This is a genomic window from Mogibacterium neglectum, assembly GCF_030644205.1.
GTDB classification, from domain to species: Bacteria; Bacillota; Clostridia; order Peptostreptococcales; family Anaerovoracaceae; genus Mogibacterium; species Mogibacterium neglectum.
Genome location: NZ_CP128647.1, coordinates 1,570,349 through 1,586,505 on the forward strand (window position 1 = coordinate 1,570,349; position 16,157 = coordinate 1,586,505).

Here is a 16,157-nt window from a genome sequence, read left to right on the forward strand (position 1 = left end):
ATAATATGAAACCTTTTGAGAACTTTGACTGGAAATCATTTTGGGACAATTCTGATGGCTATACCGATGATTATACAGGCAAGGCTCCTACTGACTGGGATATATTAGATATAGAAAAAGCGACTGGATATAAGCTTCCAGAGTCCTATATTGAGCTTATCAAGCACCAAAACGGTGGCATTCCTGCAAATAACATCGTAACAACAGACAACCTTTGTGTCAATCTAGTTGGAATCTATGGCATCGATAAGGATAAAGAATATTCCGTTTGTGGTGATTGTGGAACTGAGTTCTGGCTTGAGGAGTGGGGATATCCTGCAATAGGTATTGTGATTGCAGACACCATCTCCGGTGGACACGACATGATATTCCTCGATTACAGCGAATGCGGACCAGAAGGTGAACCTATGGTTACATTAGTTGATCAAGAAGATGACTACAGCCAAGAGATATTAGCAGATAACTTTGAGGAGTTCATATGCAAGATTGAATCCGATAATGTTGTTAATAGTATAGAAGAATTTAATCAGCTCGATGATAAAAAGCAGATTCTTGCTCTGAATAAGCTCCGTAACATGAAGGGTTTTAGGGCTCTGATAGAGCTTCTTGAGCAGGCAGAACCTAGCTCATATAGTGACGAGGTTCTCGGCATGCTCGCAAGTTCATATAACAGCACAGACCAAGAGGATCTTGCTATTCAGACTCTAGGCTTAGTACCAGAAGCTAACCGTGATGCGATGTGGTATTGCCGTTACGGCTACTCTTATGCTCTTAAGTCTAAAAAGGCAGACAACGCTCACCACGAGAAGAAAAAAGCCGCTGTAAGGAATCTTGAAAAAGCAATCGAGTTAGCCGAAGGTAGTAGGGAAGATGACGTAATCGACCACTGCATGATGATCTTTGATAAAATACTATACCTCAAACCAGCCGACTTACGCGGTGGATATAGGCTAGCTTATACGTACTACCACCAATATACCGAGGATTAATCGTCAACCTACTTCACTGAATCTCATAGGACAGAATTTAAAAATCTAATATTAGTAAGAATGGGGGCTTGCCTTTGCAACCCCCACCTTTATTTTATATGTGATTGAACTCTTAAATTTAGTCCACTTTTATATATGACGTGTTCTCAACGCTGATTTCCGCTGAATTTTAGTATCATCTTATCGCCGATGCTATAATATCTGAATTCTTATCTGCCAGCTCTATTCTTCAGCTTCTCGACCTTCTTATCCTTACGTTCCTCTAGCTCAGCGATTTGACCAAGTAAAAAGCTCTCAAAATCGCCTTCAACATCATGCATCTCATAGCCATCGAAAACAACTATCTTGCCTTCTCTATCGAAACAGAATATCTGCTCACCGTCACCTATTACCGAGAAGAACGGGATGCAGTCAGATAGCCCACTTTCATGGAAAGCCCTTGTATTTGCACGTAAGTCTAGGTACTCTGGGACTTCGCTTGAGATGCCGTAAACCATGATTCCTCGGCAAAACTCCCAGAATGGTGCAACTTCATACTCCTGTGCCATAGGCCAGATTTCTTCTCTTACTTCCATGTATAGACCACCAAGCGGAGACATTGTAAACTCTTTGAAATCCTCCGGTAGCTTTATATTGAACTCGCTCTCGAAAGCTTCTATATCTTGTTCTGATGGCGTGTCATCTCCACATGCGAAAACCTGATATGTTTCTTTGTCGTAGCTTCTAAAATAATCGTAAATCTTTTCTATAGACATATTTCACCTCGTTATACTCCCGACAATTTGCCTGGATACTGATTTCACTAATATATTCATTATACTTTCTGTCATATATTTATTTTAGTGATTCAGTATAAAGAAATCAATAATATCCAAGTTAGTATGCCAGGTATACAAAGTAAGCAACATAAAAACAGGGGCGCATGCGCCCCTGCTTCTTAATATACTGGTGGTCTACCTCGTAATCTATGATTACTCGATAATCTCTGTAACTACTCCGGATCCTACTGTTCTTCCGCCTTCTCTGATAGCGAAACGTAGTCCCTCTTCGATAGCTACTGGTGTAATCAGTTCGATCTCCATTACTACGTTATCTCCAGGCATGCACATCTCTGTACCCTCTGGTAGCTTTAGATCTCCTGTTACGTCTGTCGTTCTTAGGTAGAACTGTGGTCTGTATCCATTGAAGAATGGTGTGTGTCTTCCACCCTCTTCCTTCTTTAGTACGTATACCTGTCCCTTGAACTTTGTGTGTGGGTGTATTGAGCCTGGCTTTGAGAGTACCTGTCCTCTTTCGATTTCGTCTCTCTGGATTCCTCTTAGTAGTGCTCCGATGTTGTCTCCTGTTTCTGCTGCATCAAGAGTCTTCTTGAACATCTCTACTCCAGTTACAACTACCTTTCTCTTCTCGTCGCTTAGTCCTACGAGCTCTACTTCGTCTCCTACCTTGAGGGTTCCTCTCTCAACTCTTCCTGTTGCTACTGTTCCACGTCCTGTGATTGAGAATACGTCCTCGATTGGCATTAGGAATGGCTGATCGTTTGCTCTCTGTGGCTCTGGAATGTATGTGTCTACTGCTTCCATTAGCTCGCAAATCTTATCTCCCCACTCTCCGCTTGGATCCTCTAGTGCCTTTAGTGCGGATCCTCTGATGATTGGTGTATCATCTCCTGGGAACTCATACTCATCTAGTAGCTCTCTTACTTCCATCTCTACGAGGTCTAGTAGCTCCTCGTCATCTACCATGTCACACTTGTTCAGGAATACGATGATGTATGGTACGCCTACCTGTCTGGATAGCAGGATGTGCTCTCTTGTCTGAGGCATTGGTCCATCTGTTGCTGCTACTACTAGAATAGCTCCGTCCATCTGAGCTGCTCCTGTAATCATGTTCTTTACATAGTCAGCGTGTCCTGGGCAGTCTACGTGTGCGTAGTGTCTGTTTGGTGTCTCATACTCTACGTGTGCTGAGGAAATCGTGATTCCTCTTGCCTTCTCTTCTGGTGCCTTGTCGATCTGGTCGAATGCTACGTCTGCTCCGAGTCCATATCTGTCGTGAAGAGTCTTTGTGATTGCTGCTGTTAGAGTTGTCTTGCCGTGGTCAACGTGGCCGATTGTACCGATGTTGATATGTGGCTTGGTTCTCTCATACTTCTGCTTTGCCATGATATCCTCCTTAGAATTGTGATTAAATTTAAAATAATTGGAGCTGTTGAGCAGACTCGAACTGCCGAACCTCTTCCTTACCAAGGAAGTGCTCTACCAACTGAGCTACAACAGCACGTATACAAGAATAGTACACGAAATAATACAGACTGTCAATAAATGAAAAGCCACCATCACGCGTTGGAATGCACCCAAAATTCTGGCCACATGTCGCATGGGTGGTGGCTTTACATTTAAATCAACTTTTTCTAATTACTTCGCTGGTGTTGTATAAGGCTCCACACCCTTGCAGATGCGGATTCTGTCAACTGCCGCAGCCTTGATTTCTCCGAAATCCTGAAGCTTCTCTTCGCCTCTCAGAACTCTTAAAGCTCCAGCTGCTAAAGCTTCCATCTCATATTCGCCAGGCATCATCTCAACTGGAGCAATCCAGCTTACCATGTCTTCGATGATATCTGTGAGGAACTTGGAGTAAGCTACTCCGCCTGTGAGGATGATCCTATCAACCTTGCCAGCCACTGGAGCAGATAGTTTAGCGATGTCTTTGGCAATTCCGTATGCCATTGCCTCGTATACGACCTTTGCATACTCGTTACCTGCATCTATCATCTTCTCTACCTCTATAGCATCTGTAGTGCCGAGATGAGCTTTGAGTCCGCCCGCACCGTGGAACTTCTTCATTACAGTCTTTGCATCATTACCTGATGTGAAGCAATAATTTACGAGATCCTTGCAGCCTACTGCACCACCACGTTCTGGAGAGAAGTTTCCTTCATCGTCGTTTACACAGTCGATATTTACACCATTGTGATACAGTCTGATTGAGCTTCCACCACCCATGTGAGCGACGATGAATGTGCACTCGTCAAATGGCTTCTTAAGCACCTCTTCAGCACACTTGATAGCCATTGCTCTCGTGTTTAACGTGTGTCCAACTGTGTAACGAGGAATCTCCGGAACGCCGGAAACTCTTGCTACTGCCTGCATCTCATCTGTTCCGATTGCATCATAGATGCACGCAGGAATTCCAAACTCTTTTTTGAGATCAAAAGCAATCATGCTGCCGAGCAGCGACGCATGCTTCGCTGTGTCCTCAGGTCTCGTCAGGTAATCGATCATCTCCTGGTCGATTCCGATAGCACCGTGTGGGCAAGCGATAATATTTCCACCTCTCGAGCATACTGCTGTGAGTGTATTCACGCCGATACCGTTGCTCTCAAGAGCCTCTCTTACTTTCTCATTACGGAAGTTAAACTGCTCAAGCACATCATCGAACTGAGCCATCTCCTCCTGTGTATGTCTGATTGTTTCCTTAAAAACCTCCTGAGCATCATCGTATACAGCAATCTTACTTGATGTAGATCCTAGATTAAGCACAAGAATTCTTTCCTTACTCATTTTTCCAGTTTCCCTTTCTGAATAAATTATACATACGTTACCTTCGTATTACGAAAAGTAGTATATCACACTCGCAGGCCTCAATGTCAGCACGAACTGAACGTTTTTTTCACTATCCCTATTCTTCGCCTCTGAAGTACGAAACCGCTGACTCAAATAGCCCTAGCTCAAACTCCCCTGGTACGTTCTTGTATAGACCCTCTCCAATTCTCTCGGAGTGTCCCATTTTGCCGAGAATCCTTCCATCTGGCGAGAGTATTCCTTCGATAGCCATAGATGAACCGTTTGGATTGAACTGGATGTCCATAGTTGGATTTCCTTCAAAATCAACGTACTGCGTCAGGATCTGCCCATTCTCGAGCATTGTATCTATATCGTTAGTGTTAGCTACAAATCGTCCTTCGCCGTGAGATATTGGCACAGTCAGGATCTGTCCAACACTTGCTTTCCTCAGCCAAGGCGATCTAGTCGAGCAGAGTTTCGTTCTAACAAGCTTCGACTGATGTCTACCGATGTTGTTGAATGTTAGAGTTGGACTATTTTCCTTCTGCACGCCGATCTCGCCATATGGCAGTAATCCAAGCTTGATGAGCGCTTGGAATCCATTGCAAATTCCCGCAACCAGTCCGTCTCTTTCATTGAGCAGTTTCATGAGTTCTACAGAAATCGCTTCATTTCTCAGGAACGAAGTGATGAACTTACCAGAGCCATCTGGTTCGTCAGCACCAGAGAATCCCCCTGGAATGAAGAGTACATTTGCCTTGGAGAGTGCTGTCGCGAACTCCTTAACGGAGTACTTTAGATGATCTGCTGTAAGGTTATTCACAACGAATATCTCTGCCTCTCCGCCAGCCTTCTCAACGGCCTTAGCCGTGTCGTATTCGCAGTTCGTACCTGGGAATACAGGAATTAAGAATCTTGGCTTCTCCACGGTCTCGCTTGGAACTGCATCACTCCTTGTTCTGTATATCATCTCAGGGATTCTTTCCTCTGAAGTATTGATGTTGCAGCTATATACAGGTTCTAGCTTGCCCTCGTAAAGTGCGTTAAGAGCTAGTAGGCGCACGCGTCCCTTCTTGCTGCCTATTGATTCGCGAGAAACTGTCTTGCCCATAAGCTTCATATCCGCTGTCAAATCTATATTCTTGCTAGTCTCGATGATGAAGCTACCATACGCATAGCCGAACATCTCTCTCATGGAAACGCCCTCGTCAAATTCGAAGCCGATGTTGTTACCGATTGCCATTTTAAAGACGGCCTCAGCTGGTCCGCCAAATCCAGGCGTGTAGCATGCCGCAACTAATCCGTTATCAACGAGCGTTCTCACTAGCTTGAAGTTCCTGATGAGCGATTCAGCCTTTGGAAGCCCGTCTTCGCCTATCTCCGGTTTCAGCCACACAACTTCATGACCTCTGCTCTTAAACTCCGGTGAAACCACTTTGCTCAGTTCATCTGTAGTTACTGCAAAAGAAATCAGGGTCGGTGGTACGTGGATATCCTCGAAGGTTCCGCTCATAGAATCCTTACCGCCGATAGCTCCGATTCCAAGTTCCATCTGCGCTCTAAATGCACCGAGAACTGCGCTGAACGCTTTGCCCCAAGACTTGTCGTTATCACCGAGCTTCTCGAAGTATTCCTGAAGGCTTAGATATATGTGATCATAGCTAGCGCCTGTTGCTACGAGCTTCGCTACACTCTCCACAATTGCGAGGTATGCACCATGATAAGGGCTCTGCTCTAGGATATATGGATTGAATCCGTATGACATCATCGATACAGTGCTGCACTCTCCCTCGAGCATTGGGATCTTGTGAACCATAGCCTGAATAGGTGTTCTCTGCTTGATTCCGCCAAAAGGCATCATGACCGTATTGCCACCAATTGTTGAGTCAAAACGCTCCGAAAGCCCTCTCTTGGAGCAGACATTGAGATCGGATACGAGTTCCTTCAACCCCTTTTCAAAATCTCTTGGTATCTCTTTATCGAATCTTCGAGCACCCTCAACTACGACGTCAGCTTCTTTCTCTGCGCCGTTAGTATCTAGGAATTTCCTGGAAATATTTACAATCTGCTGACCTCTGAAGTTCATCTTGAGGTAAGCCTTCTCCGTCACAGTCGCTACTGTTGTCGCCTCGAGATTCTCGCTCTCTGCGAGCTTCTTGAACTTATCTGCATCGGATGCTGCAACTACAACAGCCATTCTCTCCTGAGACTCGCTGATTGCGAGTTCAGTTCCGTCCAGTCCATCGTACTTCTTAGGCACGTTGTCTAAAGTCACTTCCAGTCCATCTGCTAGCTCGCCGATGGCAACCGAAACTCCACCTGCACCGAAGTCGTTGCAGCGTTTAATGAGAGTGGTAGCCTCTGGGTTTCTGAACAGTCTCTGAATCTTTCTCTCTTCAGGAGCATTACCCTTCTGAACCTCTGCGCCGCAGGACTCTAGCGATTCCATGCTGTGAGACTTGGATGAGCCCGTAGCTCCCCCTATTCCATCTCTACCAGTTCTGCCGCCTAGCAGGATGATAACGTCGCCTGCTTCTGGCCTCTCTCTCCTTATATTCTCTGCTGGGGCAGCCGCAACCACTGCGCCTACTTCCATTCTCTTTGCCACGTATCCCTCGTGATACACCTCATCTACGAGGCCAGTCGTGAGTCCAATCTGGTTTCCATATGAGCTGTAGCCTGAAGCAGCGGTTGTCGTAATCTTCTTCTGCGATAGCTTACCTGGACGAGTCTCTGACTCAGGCGTGAGCGGATTTCCTGCGCCCGTTACACGCATCGCCGCATACACATAACTTCTACCCGACAGTGGATCTCTGATAGCTCCACCGATACAAGTCGCAGCTCCACCAAATGGCTCGATTTCCGTAGGGTGATTGTGCGTCTCGTTCTTGAACAGCAGAACCCAATCCTGCTCTTCTCCGTCGATATTCGCCTTAAAATCAACTGTGCATGCGTTGATCTCCTCCGACTCCACGACATCTACCATCTTGCCGTTCTCCTTGAGCGCCTTGACTGCGATAGTCGCAACATTCATAAGGCTGATTGGCTTGTGTACTCCTAGCTGCTTGCGAAGCTCCTGATATTCGCTAAACGTCTTGTTGATAGTTTCATCCTTAAACACAACCCCTCTGATTGTCGTGTTGAAAGTGGTGTGACGGCAGTGGTCTGACCAGTACGTGTCGATAACCTTAATCTCAGCGATGCTCGGATCCCTACCCTCTTCCTTGAAATACTCACGGCACATCTTGAGATCCTCGATGTCCATCGCAAGTGAATTTGCCGCAAGATAAGTCTCTAGGTCTGCATCTGTATAATTTGTAAAGTTCCTGATCGTCGCAACTGGTGCTGGATCAGGATACTTCGCCTTTAGTGTTGCAGGAACGCCAAGCGAAGCCTCGCGAGAATCAACTGGATTAATTAAGTAGTCCTTAATTTTCTCGAGCTCCTCATTGGACAGCTCGCCCTCTAGGATATAGATAACCGCTGACTTCACTGTCGGCTTCTCATCGGGAGCAATAAACTGTAGGCACTCCTCTGCCGAGCTCGCTCTCTGGTCGAACTGACCAGGCAGATACTCTACAGCGATTACAACCTGCTTACGGAAGTCCATATCCGTGCAGCTTGTATCGGTAGGCGGTTCTGAAAAAATTGTTCCGCGAGCCTCTTCAAAAGCCTTATCTGATAAGTCCTCGATTAGGTATCTATTAATCACTCTGATGTTCGTCAAGTTCGCAATCTGCAGGCTCTCTCTGAACTCCTTGATAAGCTCCTTTGCCCTATTTGCGAATTCCGGCTTCTTCTCTACGTATAAAGCTTTGACCATGCCATTACTCCTGTCTCTAATCAGTCATTTGTTGTAGCTATAAGTATAAGTAATAAATTATGTATCGGTTACTTGAGCACTGCTAGCGCCTTAGTTCCTATATCTTTTCTAAAATACATGTTATCAAAATGTACTTCTCCGAGCTTCGCATAGGCTTTATTCACCGCCTCGCAGAGTGTCGGAGCTGTTTCAACCACACCGAGAACTCTTCCTCCGCTAGTCACCTGTTTGCCATCTTGGAGCTTGCTACCTGCAATGTATATGTGCTCATGCTCCTCCGGAAGCTTTATCTCAAATCCCTTTTCATATGATGCAGGGTATCCGTCCGAAGCAGCTACTACGCAGCATGCAGCTTCATCTCTAAATGAGAACTTCACATCAGCCAGTGTCCCATCCGTAGTTGCTCGCATGATTTCTAGAAGGTCTCCCTCTAGGAGCGGAAGAACTACCTGTGTCTCAGGATCTCCAAATCTACTATTGTATTCGATAACCTTCGGTCCATCATTGGTGAGCATGAGTCCGAAGTATAGACAGCCCTTAAAAGCCCTTCCCTCAGCTGCCATAGCTTCGATAGTAGGCCTAAATATCTGCTCCATGCACTTCTCGCTAATCTCCTCTGTGTAGTAAGGGTTAGGAGCAACGGTGCCCATGCCTCCAGTATTGAGCCCCTTGTCTCCATCTAGAGCTCTCTTGTGGTCCATCGAGGAAACCATCTGTCTAACTACCTTGCCGTCAGTGAACGATAGCACGCTTACCTCAGGACCTTCTAGGAATTCCTCTATGACTACAGTATCTCCGCTCGCACCGAATTTATGGTCTTCCATAATCGTGCGAAGTCCCTCTCTGGCCTCATCACGAGTCTCTGCTATTATTACACCCTTGCCGAGCGCAAGGCCATCTGCTTTTATTACCGTCGGAATCGGGCAAGTTTCTATGTACTTTAGAGCAGCGTTCATATCGCTGAAAATCTCATACTCAGCAGTCGGTATCCCGTACTTCTTCATGAGCTGCTTGGAAAATGCTTTGCTTCCCTCAATAATCGCCGCTGCTTTGTTTGGACCGAAGCAAGGAATTCCCTTATCTTCGAGCATATCCACAAGTCCAAGAACAAGCGGATCGTCGGGAGCAACGACAACGTAGTCGAGCTTTTTTTCTACTGCAAAATTGACAATCGCACCTAGGTCTTTTGCGCCGATTGCCACGCACTCAGCATCTTCAGCTATACCGCCGTTACCTGGCAGTGCATATATATGCGATACATCATTGCTGCGCTTTAGACTTCTGATTATGGCGTGTTCTCTACCACCGCCACCAATTACTGCAATATTCATTATCCTCTCCTTGCCACTATCTCTGCTGCGACCTTTTCGACTGCCGCTGGCAGAAGCTTCCACTCAGCTTCCTCCATAACCCGTCTCTGGAGAATTTCTGGCGTGTCACCATCCTTAACATCTACTGCATGCTGAGCGATAATCTTGCCACCGTCCGTAACTTCATTTACGAAATGAACAGTTGCACCCGTCACCTTGACGCCGTATGAAAGTGCAGCCTCGTGAACGCGAAGTCCGTAGAAGCCGTCTCCGCAAAACGACGGAATGAGTGATGGATGCACATTGATAATCCTATCTGGATATCTGCTGACAAAATCGCTGCTAAGAATCTTAAGAAATCCCGCCAGCACGATGATGTCTATCTCGTGCTCATCTAGAAGTTTTATGAGATCCTGCTCAAAATTCTCCTTGCCGATATATACATGCTTTATACCTGCTCTATCAGCTCTATCAAGGCCTCCCGCATTATTACGAGACGAAACTACCAGTGCGAGCTCCGCATGCGGAAGCTTACCTGCTGCCGACCTATCTATGATAGCCTGCAGGTTCGTACCTCCTCCAGATATTAGAACTGCGACCTTTGCAAAACTACTCATCTTCACTCTCCACCGTGTATATGCAAGGCTATTATCCCTAGATAATTACGCCTTCATCTCCTTTAACGATTTCTCCGATTACATACGCCTTCTCGCCAGCACCGTTTATAATCTCGAGTGCCCTCTCGCAATCCTCACGAGGCACAACTACAGTCATACCAACACCCATATTATAAGTATTGAACATGTCGCGCTCTGGGATGTTTCCTGTCTCAGCCAGCACCTTGAAAATCGCTTGTATCTCAAGACTGTTCTTATCTATCTTAGCTGTCATGCCTTTTGGTAGTGCGCGAGGGATATTCTCATAAAAACCTCCGCCTGTGATATGCATTACAGCATGCGGAGTCATCTCCTTGAACAGCTCAGTCATCGGCTTCACGTAAATCTTAGTTGGCTCGATAAGTGCCTCACCTAGAGACTTTCCTCCGAGGTCATCTCTTTTTGCCGTGAGATCTACGTTCTCAACGTCGAAAACCTTTCTGACTAGCGAATATCCGTTTGAATGAATGCCCGATGATGCGATTCCGAGGATCACGTCACCCTCGCTCACCTTCTCTATATCGATAACCTTGCTCTTATCTACGATTCCTACTGCAAACCCTGCCAGGTCATACTCGTCCTCAGGATAGAAGCCTGGCATCTCAGCAGTCTCACCACCTATAAGGCAGCACTCGGACTGGATGCATCCGTCGGCAACTCCCTTTACTATGGATGCGATTTTCTCAGGAACATTCTTGCCACAAGCTATATAGTCGAGAAAGAATAGAGGCTTTGCGCCAACGCAGATGATGTCATTTACGCACATCGCCACGCAGTCGATACCCACTGTGTCGTGCTTATCCTGCAGAAAAGCAAGCTTGAGCTTTGTTCCGACACCGTCAGTTCCACTGACTAGGATTGGTTCGCTAATACCTGTGAGGTCTGGCTGCAGCAATCCGCCGAAGCCACCCACGGGAGCAGTATTTCCAAACTGCATAGTCTTGCCGACATGCTCCTTCATGAGTTCTACCGCTCTATATCCGCTGGTGATATCTACTCCTGCTTCCTTGTAGCTCTCGCTCTGGCTCTTCATCTTAGTTCTCCTTTTTCTTGCTTTCGCTCAGCTTAGTTTCGAATTTGAATTTCCCTGTGGTAGCTCTACCTGCAGGGTACTCTCCACCAAAACATGCATCGCAGTATCCCACATTGGGTGCTGTTCCAATCATCTCGTGAAGTCTCTCCATCTTGAGGAATCCGATTGAATCGCATCCGATGAGCGTGCAAATCTCATCCACAGTATGATTCGCAGCGATTAGCTGTGACTTATCCGATACGTCGGTGCCGTAGTAACACTCGTCAACGAATGGAGGCGCAGTCAACATGAGATGTACTTCCTTTGCCCCTGCATGTCTGAGCTTCTCAACGATATTTCTTGAAGTCGTTCCTCTAACGATGGAGTCATCAATCATGACAACTCTCTTACCTCTTACAGTCTCTTCGATCACGTTAAGCTTGATGTTTACAAGCTTCTCACGTTGGGTCTGTCCAGGTGCGATAAAAGTTCGGCCGATGTACTTATTCTTTACAAATCCCATGCCGTAAGGAATTCCCGACTCGCGCGCATATCCGACTGCCGCATCTAGTCCCGAGTCAGGTACTCCGATTACTATATCCGCATCTACTGGATAGTCAATCGCCAGAGCTCTACCTGCCTCAACTCTAGCGCGATGAACGCTGATGCCGTCAATCTTGGAGTCAGGCCTTGCGAAGTAGATGTATTCGAATATGCATATCGACTTAGAATTCTTGTTACAGTGATCCTTGATGCTACGAATTCCTTCGTGGTTGAAAACAACTATTTCGCCGGGCTCTATATCTCTGACAAATTTTGCTCCCACTGCATCAAGTGCACATGATTCAGATGCCACAACGTATCTGCCATCTTCCGTGAGGCCGTAACATAGAGGTCTAAAGCCTCTGTCATCACGAACTGCGATGAGCTTATTTGGCGACATCACACATAGTGAATATGCACCTTTTAGCCTATGCATCGCTGCATTAATCGCATTTTCTATGCAGTCTGTATGGAGTCTCTCCTTGGTAATCAGATATGCGATTACCTCTGTGTCACTTGTAGTCTGAAATATAGAGCCTTCAAGCTCAAGTTCCCTTCTTAGGTCACCGGAATTCACGATATTGCCGTTGTGTGCGACAGCCATGCTACCTTTGATATGATTTACAACTATAGGCTGAGCATTTGCACGTTCGTTCTTGCCCGTAGTTCCGTAGCGCACATGTCCGATAGCTAAGCTTCCTATGCCCAGTTCATCGAGAGTACTGTTGTTAAATACATCGTTCACCAGCCCTAAATCCTTGTGGCTTGCAAATACACCATCATCGTTAACCACGATTCCGCAGCTCTCCTGACCACGGTGCTGTAGCGAATAAAGGCCATAATAGACAGTTCTGCCTATCTCGTACATCTCCCTTGGGGAGAAAACACCCACTACTCCACATTCTTCTCTTAACTCACTCATACTATTCCTAACCTTATATAATCAATCTGTTAAATACTTTTATTTACCTGCTGAAGCCGCTATTCGAATCGCTTTTAATCAATACTTGAAACTATTTTATCTCTGCAAGCTTTAGTTGAATTTTGCACACACTGCAGCATCTTTCTCGATTACTGCATCGTGCGCCTTCTTACGCTCTTCTCTGAGTTTGATTCTAAGCTGTTCATCGGAAACCGCGAGAATTTCAGCTGCGAATATAGCCGCATTCTTCGCACCATCGATTGCAATTGATGCAACAGGGATTCCAGGTGGCATCTGAACAGTGGATAAGAGTGCGTCCATTCCATCCAGTGCGGAAGCCTTAATCGGAATTCCAACCACTGGCAGGATTGTGTTTGCCGCAAGAACTCCACCGAGATGTGCTGCTTTGCCTGCTGCAGAAATAATAACCCCAAAGCCATTCTCTTCAGCAGTCTTTGCAAAATCAATCGCTTCATCTGGTGTTCTGTGTGCAGAGTAAACGTGTACTTCTGTAAGTATCCCATATTTCTTTAGCTCGTTGATGCATTTCTCAACTACTGGCAGATCGCTGTCACTGCCCATGATTACTGCTACTTTTTTCATAAATCTCTTACCTTCATCTTTAATTATTAATGCGAGTGCGTATTCATCCGCCTTTTATCAACGTGTTTTTACTGCTCTGGCAGCCAATGATTTCAGCTTCTTGAGCACGGATACAATTTCTATTTATATCGTAATTTAAATTTATCACATGCATCATCAATGTCAACAATATGGGTTTGCTAAACCCGTATTTTATAGCGATGTTTATCGCCTTTTATGCGGAATTTTGATATTTACCCGAAGTATAATCAGGCTTTCGAGCTTAAGTGTTCGTATTTTATGCATTTGAGGAGTTTTCCATCATAAAAAGGGATTGGCGCAACCAATCCCTAATTGATATTAAATACATTTTCCTCTATATCATTAAAATCGATACTCCAGCAAAAGCCTATAAAACTTACCTCTGTCCAACACGCGGAATCAGAACCCTCGCTTTAAACAGGTCTCCATCGATTCCCAATCTGACATCTCCATCCATCATGTGCATTAAGTCTCTTGCGATAGCAAGTCCAAGTCCACTACCCTCAGTATTTCTGGACTTATCACCTCGTTTAAATCTCTCCATAAGCTCATCTGGATCCATATCGAGAGCATCTCTAGATACATTGCTGATCTCGAGTGCAGCGAATTTGCCCATCTCGCGAACCTTCACATATGCCCTAGTCCCAGGCATGCTGTACTTGCTGACATTGGTTAGAAGATTCTCGATTACACGCCATAGCATCTTGCCGTCGGCATTTACGAATACGTGCTCGTCATTCTTTTCGCAGTGAGCCTCAACATCTGCAGCTACGAAGATATCATTAAGCTCACCAACTACTTGCTGCGCCATCCCGTTTAGATCGATAACTTCAATGCTGATAGGCATAGCTCCACTTGATGCCTTGGTAGCTTCAAATAAGTCACCGCTCAGCTTTTGAAGCCTCTTGGTCTTCTGATCGATAATCTCGAGGTACGACATAGCGTCTGGGCTGTCAAGGCCTTGCATCTTTAGTAAATCTATGTATGTAACCATAGATGTAAGTGGCGTCTTTAGATCGTGAGATACATTGGAAATGAGCTCGTTACGGAGTCTCTGGCTTCGCAGCTCATTTTCGAGAGCGATTTCTTCAGCCTTAGCGATTTCATTTATGTCATTTGCAAGTCTCTCGAACTCACCTCTATGTCTAACGACGACCTTATTGTCAAAATCACCTTCCTTGATTGATCTGAGGCCTTGCCTTACCATCGCGTAATCGTGGTAGTACCTCGGAACAAATATGATTATTAAAATCATGTCGACAAAGATCCATCCCTGCCATATATATATAGGTGCAAAAATCGCAATTATGAGGAGATATATCCTCTTCATCGTGATATCCTTCGACACGAAGATGTTATATACACCCATCAGCACTTTTCCGATGATTGAACGTTCAAAGAAGTCGTCGTTCTTGATATTCTTTACAAGAGAGGTCAGCAGTATCATCGTAAGCAGCACGCAAATGGTCATCATTGCGAGTGAACCAAATCCCTGCACCCATTCCGGCTTAAATACTGAGTATTCTTCACCCAGGCCTGTATAGCTGCGAGTCCTTAATTCCTTGACTGTAATTCCATGCTTAACAATCGTTCTCAGAATATGGTTAAATGACTTGCCCGAAAAGATATAACCATAGAAAACCTCTTCGGAATAAACGACACCAATACCCATCACAAAGATTCCTAGAATCCTTAGTTCTGGGAATATTCGGTCGAGCAGATTTAGCTGAACCCTGCCTTTTCTATCGTATTTTCCAGCGAAATATATCGCGAATATTACTCCTGCAATCGCAAAAGCACCAAACACTATGAGGAGTATGAAGTTCGTCGTCAATATGCCGACTAGCTTGTTCTTGTCGACATATCCGTTAAAGTATTCGCTCGTATACGTCTCATATACGACGATTCTATTAGCTGAGACGATGAGGAACACCATACTCACAGTCGCCACCAAGGTGGCAAATTTAGATTTAAGTCCACGAAACTCGTCCCTTACGACTTGTTCCCTCATTAGTTATCTCCTTCAAGCTTATATCCTGTACCCCACACTACCTTTATGTATCTAGGATCTTTAGGGTTTATCTCGATTTTCTCTCTTATGTGTCTGATGTGTACCGCAACCGTATTCTCCGGATTGTAAGCAGGCTCATCCCATACGGATTCATATATCTGCTCCATTGAGAATACTCGGCCAGGACTCTGTGCAAGTAGCTTCAATATACCAAATTCAGTAGCTGTCAGCATTACACTTCGTCCATCGATAGTAACTTTTTTGCTATTGTCATCCACGGTGAGTCCGCCTACTCTATAGATTCCCTCCTCAGATGACCCATTTGCATTTCCAAACTGAGTATATCTGCGAAGCTGCGATTTAACCCTAGCTACGAGCTCCATTGGATTAAAAGGCTTAGTAACGTAGTCATCTGCCCCGATATTGAATCCGATAATCTTGTCGTAATCCTCGGACTTCGCAGACAACATGATGATAGGAATATCCTTTTCATTTCTAATCATCTGCGTCGCCTGAATTCCGTCGAGCTTAGGCATCATAACGTCCATGATGGCGAGCTTAACATCCTCGTTCTTCACAACATTTAGTGCTTCAAATCCATCGTGTGCCTTCACAACTTCGAAGCCTTCATTATTTAGATATATCTCTATCGCTCTAGCGATTTCTCTATCATCGTCACAAACTAGAATTTTCACGGTATA

12 protein-coding genes and 1 tRNA gene are annotated in these 16,157 nt (G+C 45.3%); 1 reads left to right on the forward strand and 12 read right to left on the reverse strand.

Annotation, left to right across the window (positions count from 1 at the left end; genetic code table 11):
- Positions 1-5 precede the first annotated feature (5 nt).
- A complete protein-coding gene (locus QU661_RS07365; RefSeq protein ID WP_304989573.1) occupies positions 6-989 on the forward strand; it encodes an SMI1/KNR4 family protein in 984 nt (327 codons plus the stop codon).
- A gap of 209 nt (positions 990-1,198) precedes the next feature.
- On the opposite strand, the gene QU661_RS07370 is transcribed toward QU661_RS07365, so the two are convergent.
- The 12 genes from QU661_RS07370 to QU661_RS07425 form a co-directional block, all read right to left on the reverse strand.
- Positions 1,199-1,744: an SMI1/KNR4 family protein gene (locus QU661_RS07370; RefSeq protein ID WP_106057534.1), complete on the reverse strand. Its 546-nt coding sequence runs from the start codon at positions 1,742-1,744 to the stop codon at positions 1,199-1,201.
- A gap of 216 nt (positions 1,745-1,960) precedes the next feature.
- Positions 1,961-3,154, reverse strand: coding sequence for an elongation factor Tu (tuf, locus tag QU661_RS07375; protein ID WP_304989574.1), 1,194 nt, complete (start codon positions 3,152-3,154; stop codon positions 1,961-1,963).
- Between the two features lie 38 nt (positions 3,155-3,192).
- Positions 3,193-3,269: transfer RNA gene (locus QU661_RS07380), tRNA-Thr, on the reverse strand.
- Positions 3,270-3,406: 137 nt separating this feature from the next.
- Positions 3,407-4,552 carry a butyrate kinase gene (buk, locus tag QU661_RS07385; protein ID WP_304989575.1) on the reverse strand — a complete coding sequence of 382 codons (1,146 nt, stop codon included), beginning with the start codon at positions 4,550-4,552 and terminating at the stop codon, positions 3,407-3,409.
- A gap of 118 nt (positions 4,553-4,670) precedes the next feature.
- Complete coding sequence (locus tag QU661_RS07390) at positions 4,671-8,378, reverse strand: phosphoribosylformylglycinamidine synthase (protein ID WP_304989576.1); 3,708 nt, start codon at positions 8,376-8,378, stop codon at positions 4,671-4,673.
- A gap of 68 nt (positions 8,379-8,446) precedes the next feature.
- Complete coding sequence (gene purD, locus QU661_RS07395; protein ID WP_330692438.1) at positions 8,447-9,772, reverse strand: phosphoribosylamine--glycine ligase; 1,326 nt, start codon at positions 9,770-9,772, stop codon at positions 8,447-8,449.
- Entirely contained in the window at positions 9,709-10,305 is a 597-nt protein-coding gene (purN, locus tag QU661_RS07400) for a phosphoribosylglycinamide formyltransferase (protein WP_304989577.1), read from the reverse strand. Before purN ends, purD begins: the two co-directional genes overlap by 64 nt.
- 37 nt (positions 10,306-10,342) lie before the next feature.
- Positions 10,343-11,377: a phosphoribosylformylglycinamidine cyclo-ligase gene (gene purM / locus QU661_RS07405; protein WP_304989578.1), complete on the reverse strand. Its 1,035-nt coding sequence runs from the start codon at positions 11,375-11,377 to the stop codon at positions 10,343-10,345.
- 1 nt (position 11,378) lies between these two features.
- Positions 11,379-12,821: an amidophosphoribosyltransferase gene (purF, locus tag QU661_RS07410; RefSeq protein WP_304989579.1), complete on the reverse strand. Its 1,443-nt coding sequence runs from the start codon at positions 12,819-12,821 to the stop codon at positions 11,379-11,381.
- Between the two features lie 111 nt (positions 12,822-12,932).
- A complete protein-coding gene (gene purE / locus QU661_RS07415; RefSeq protein ID WP_304989580.1) occupies positions 12,933-13,424 on the reverse strand; it encodes a 5-(carboxyamino)imidazole ribonucleotide mutase in 492 nt (163 codons plus the stop codon).
- Positions 13,425-13,821: 397 nt separating this feature from the next.
- Positions 13,822-15,456, reverse strand: a complete 1,635-nt coding sequence (locus QU661_RS07420) for a sensor histidine kinase (RefSeq protein ID WP_304989581.1) — start codon at positions 15,454-15,456, stop codon at positions 13,822-13,824.
- On the reverse strand, positions 15,456-16,151 hold the full coding sequence (locus QU661_RS07425; RefSeq protein WP_304989582.1) for a response regulator transcription factor: 696 nt from the start codon (positions 16,149-16,151) through the stop codon (positions 15,456-15,458). Before QU661_RS07425 ends, QU661_RS07420 begins: the two co-directional genes overlap by 1 nt.
- Positions 16,152-16,157: the final 6 nt, after the last annotated feature.

Bases quoted from the DNA above. Each gene is read 5' to 3' on its own strand.
- QU661_RS07365 (WP_304989573.1), top strand. From the start codon at position 6: ATGAAACCTTTTGAGAACTTTGACTGGAAATCATTTTGGGACAATTCT.
- QU661_RS07370 (WP_106057534.1), bottom strand. From the start codon at position 1,744: ATGTCTATAGAAAAGATTTACGATTATTTTAGAAGCTACGACAAAGAA.
- tuf (WP_304989574.1), bottom strand. From the start codon at position 3,154: ATGGCAAAGCAGAAGTATGAGAGAACCAAGCCACATATCAACATCGGT.
- buk (WP_304989575.1), bottom strand. From the start codon at position 4,552: ATGAGTAAGGAAAGAATTCTTGTGCTTAATCTAGGATCTACATCAAGT.
- QU661_RS07390 (WP_304989576.1), bottom strand. From the start codon at position 8,378: ATGGTCAAAGCTTTATACGTAGAGAAGAAGCCGGAATTCGCAAATAGG.
- purN (WP_304989577.1), bottom strand. From the start codon at position 10,305: ATGAGTAGTTTTGCAAAGGTCGCAGTTCTAATATCTGGAGGAGGTACG.
- purM (WP_304989578.1), bottom strand. From the start codon at position 11,377: ATGAAGAGCCAGAGCGAGAGCTACAAGGAAGCAGGAGTAGATATCACC.
- purF (WP_304989579.1), bottom strand. From the start codon at position 12,821: ATGAGTGAGTTAAGAGAAGAATGTGGAGTAGTGGGTGTTTTCTCCCCA.
- purE (WP_304989580.1), bottom strand. From the start codon at position 13,424: ATGAAAAAAGTAGCAGTAATCATGGGCAGTGACAGCGATCTGCCAGTA.
- QU661_RS07420 (WP_304989581.1), bottom strand. From the start codon at position 15,456: ATGAGGGAACAAGTCGTAAGGGACGAGTTTCGTGGACTTAAATCTAAA.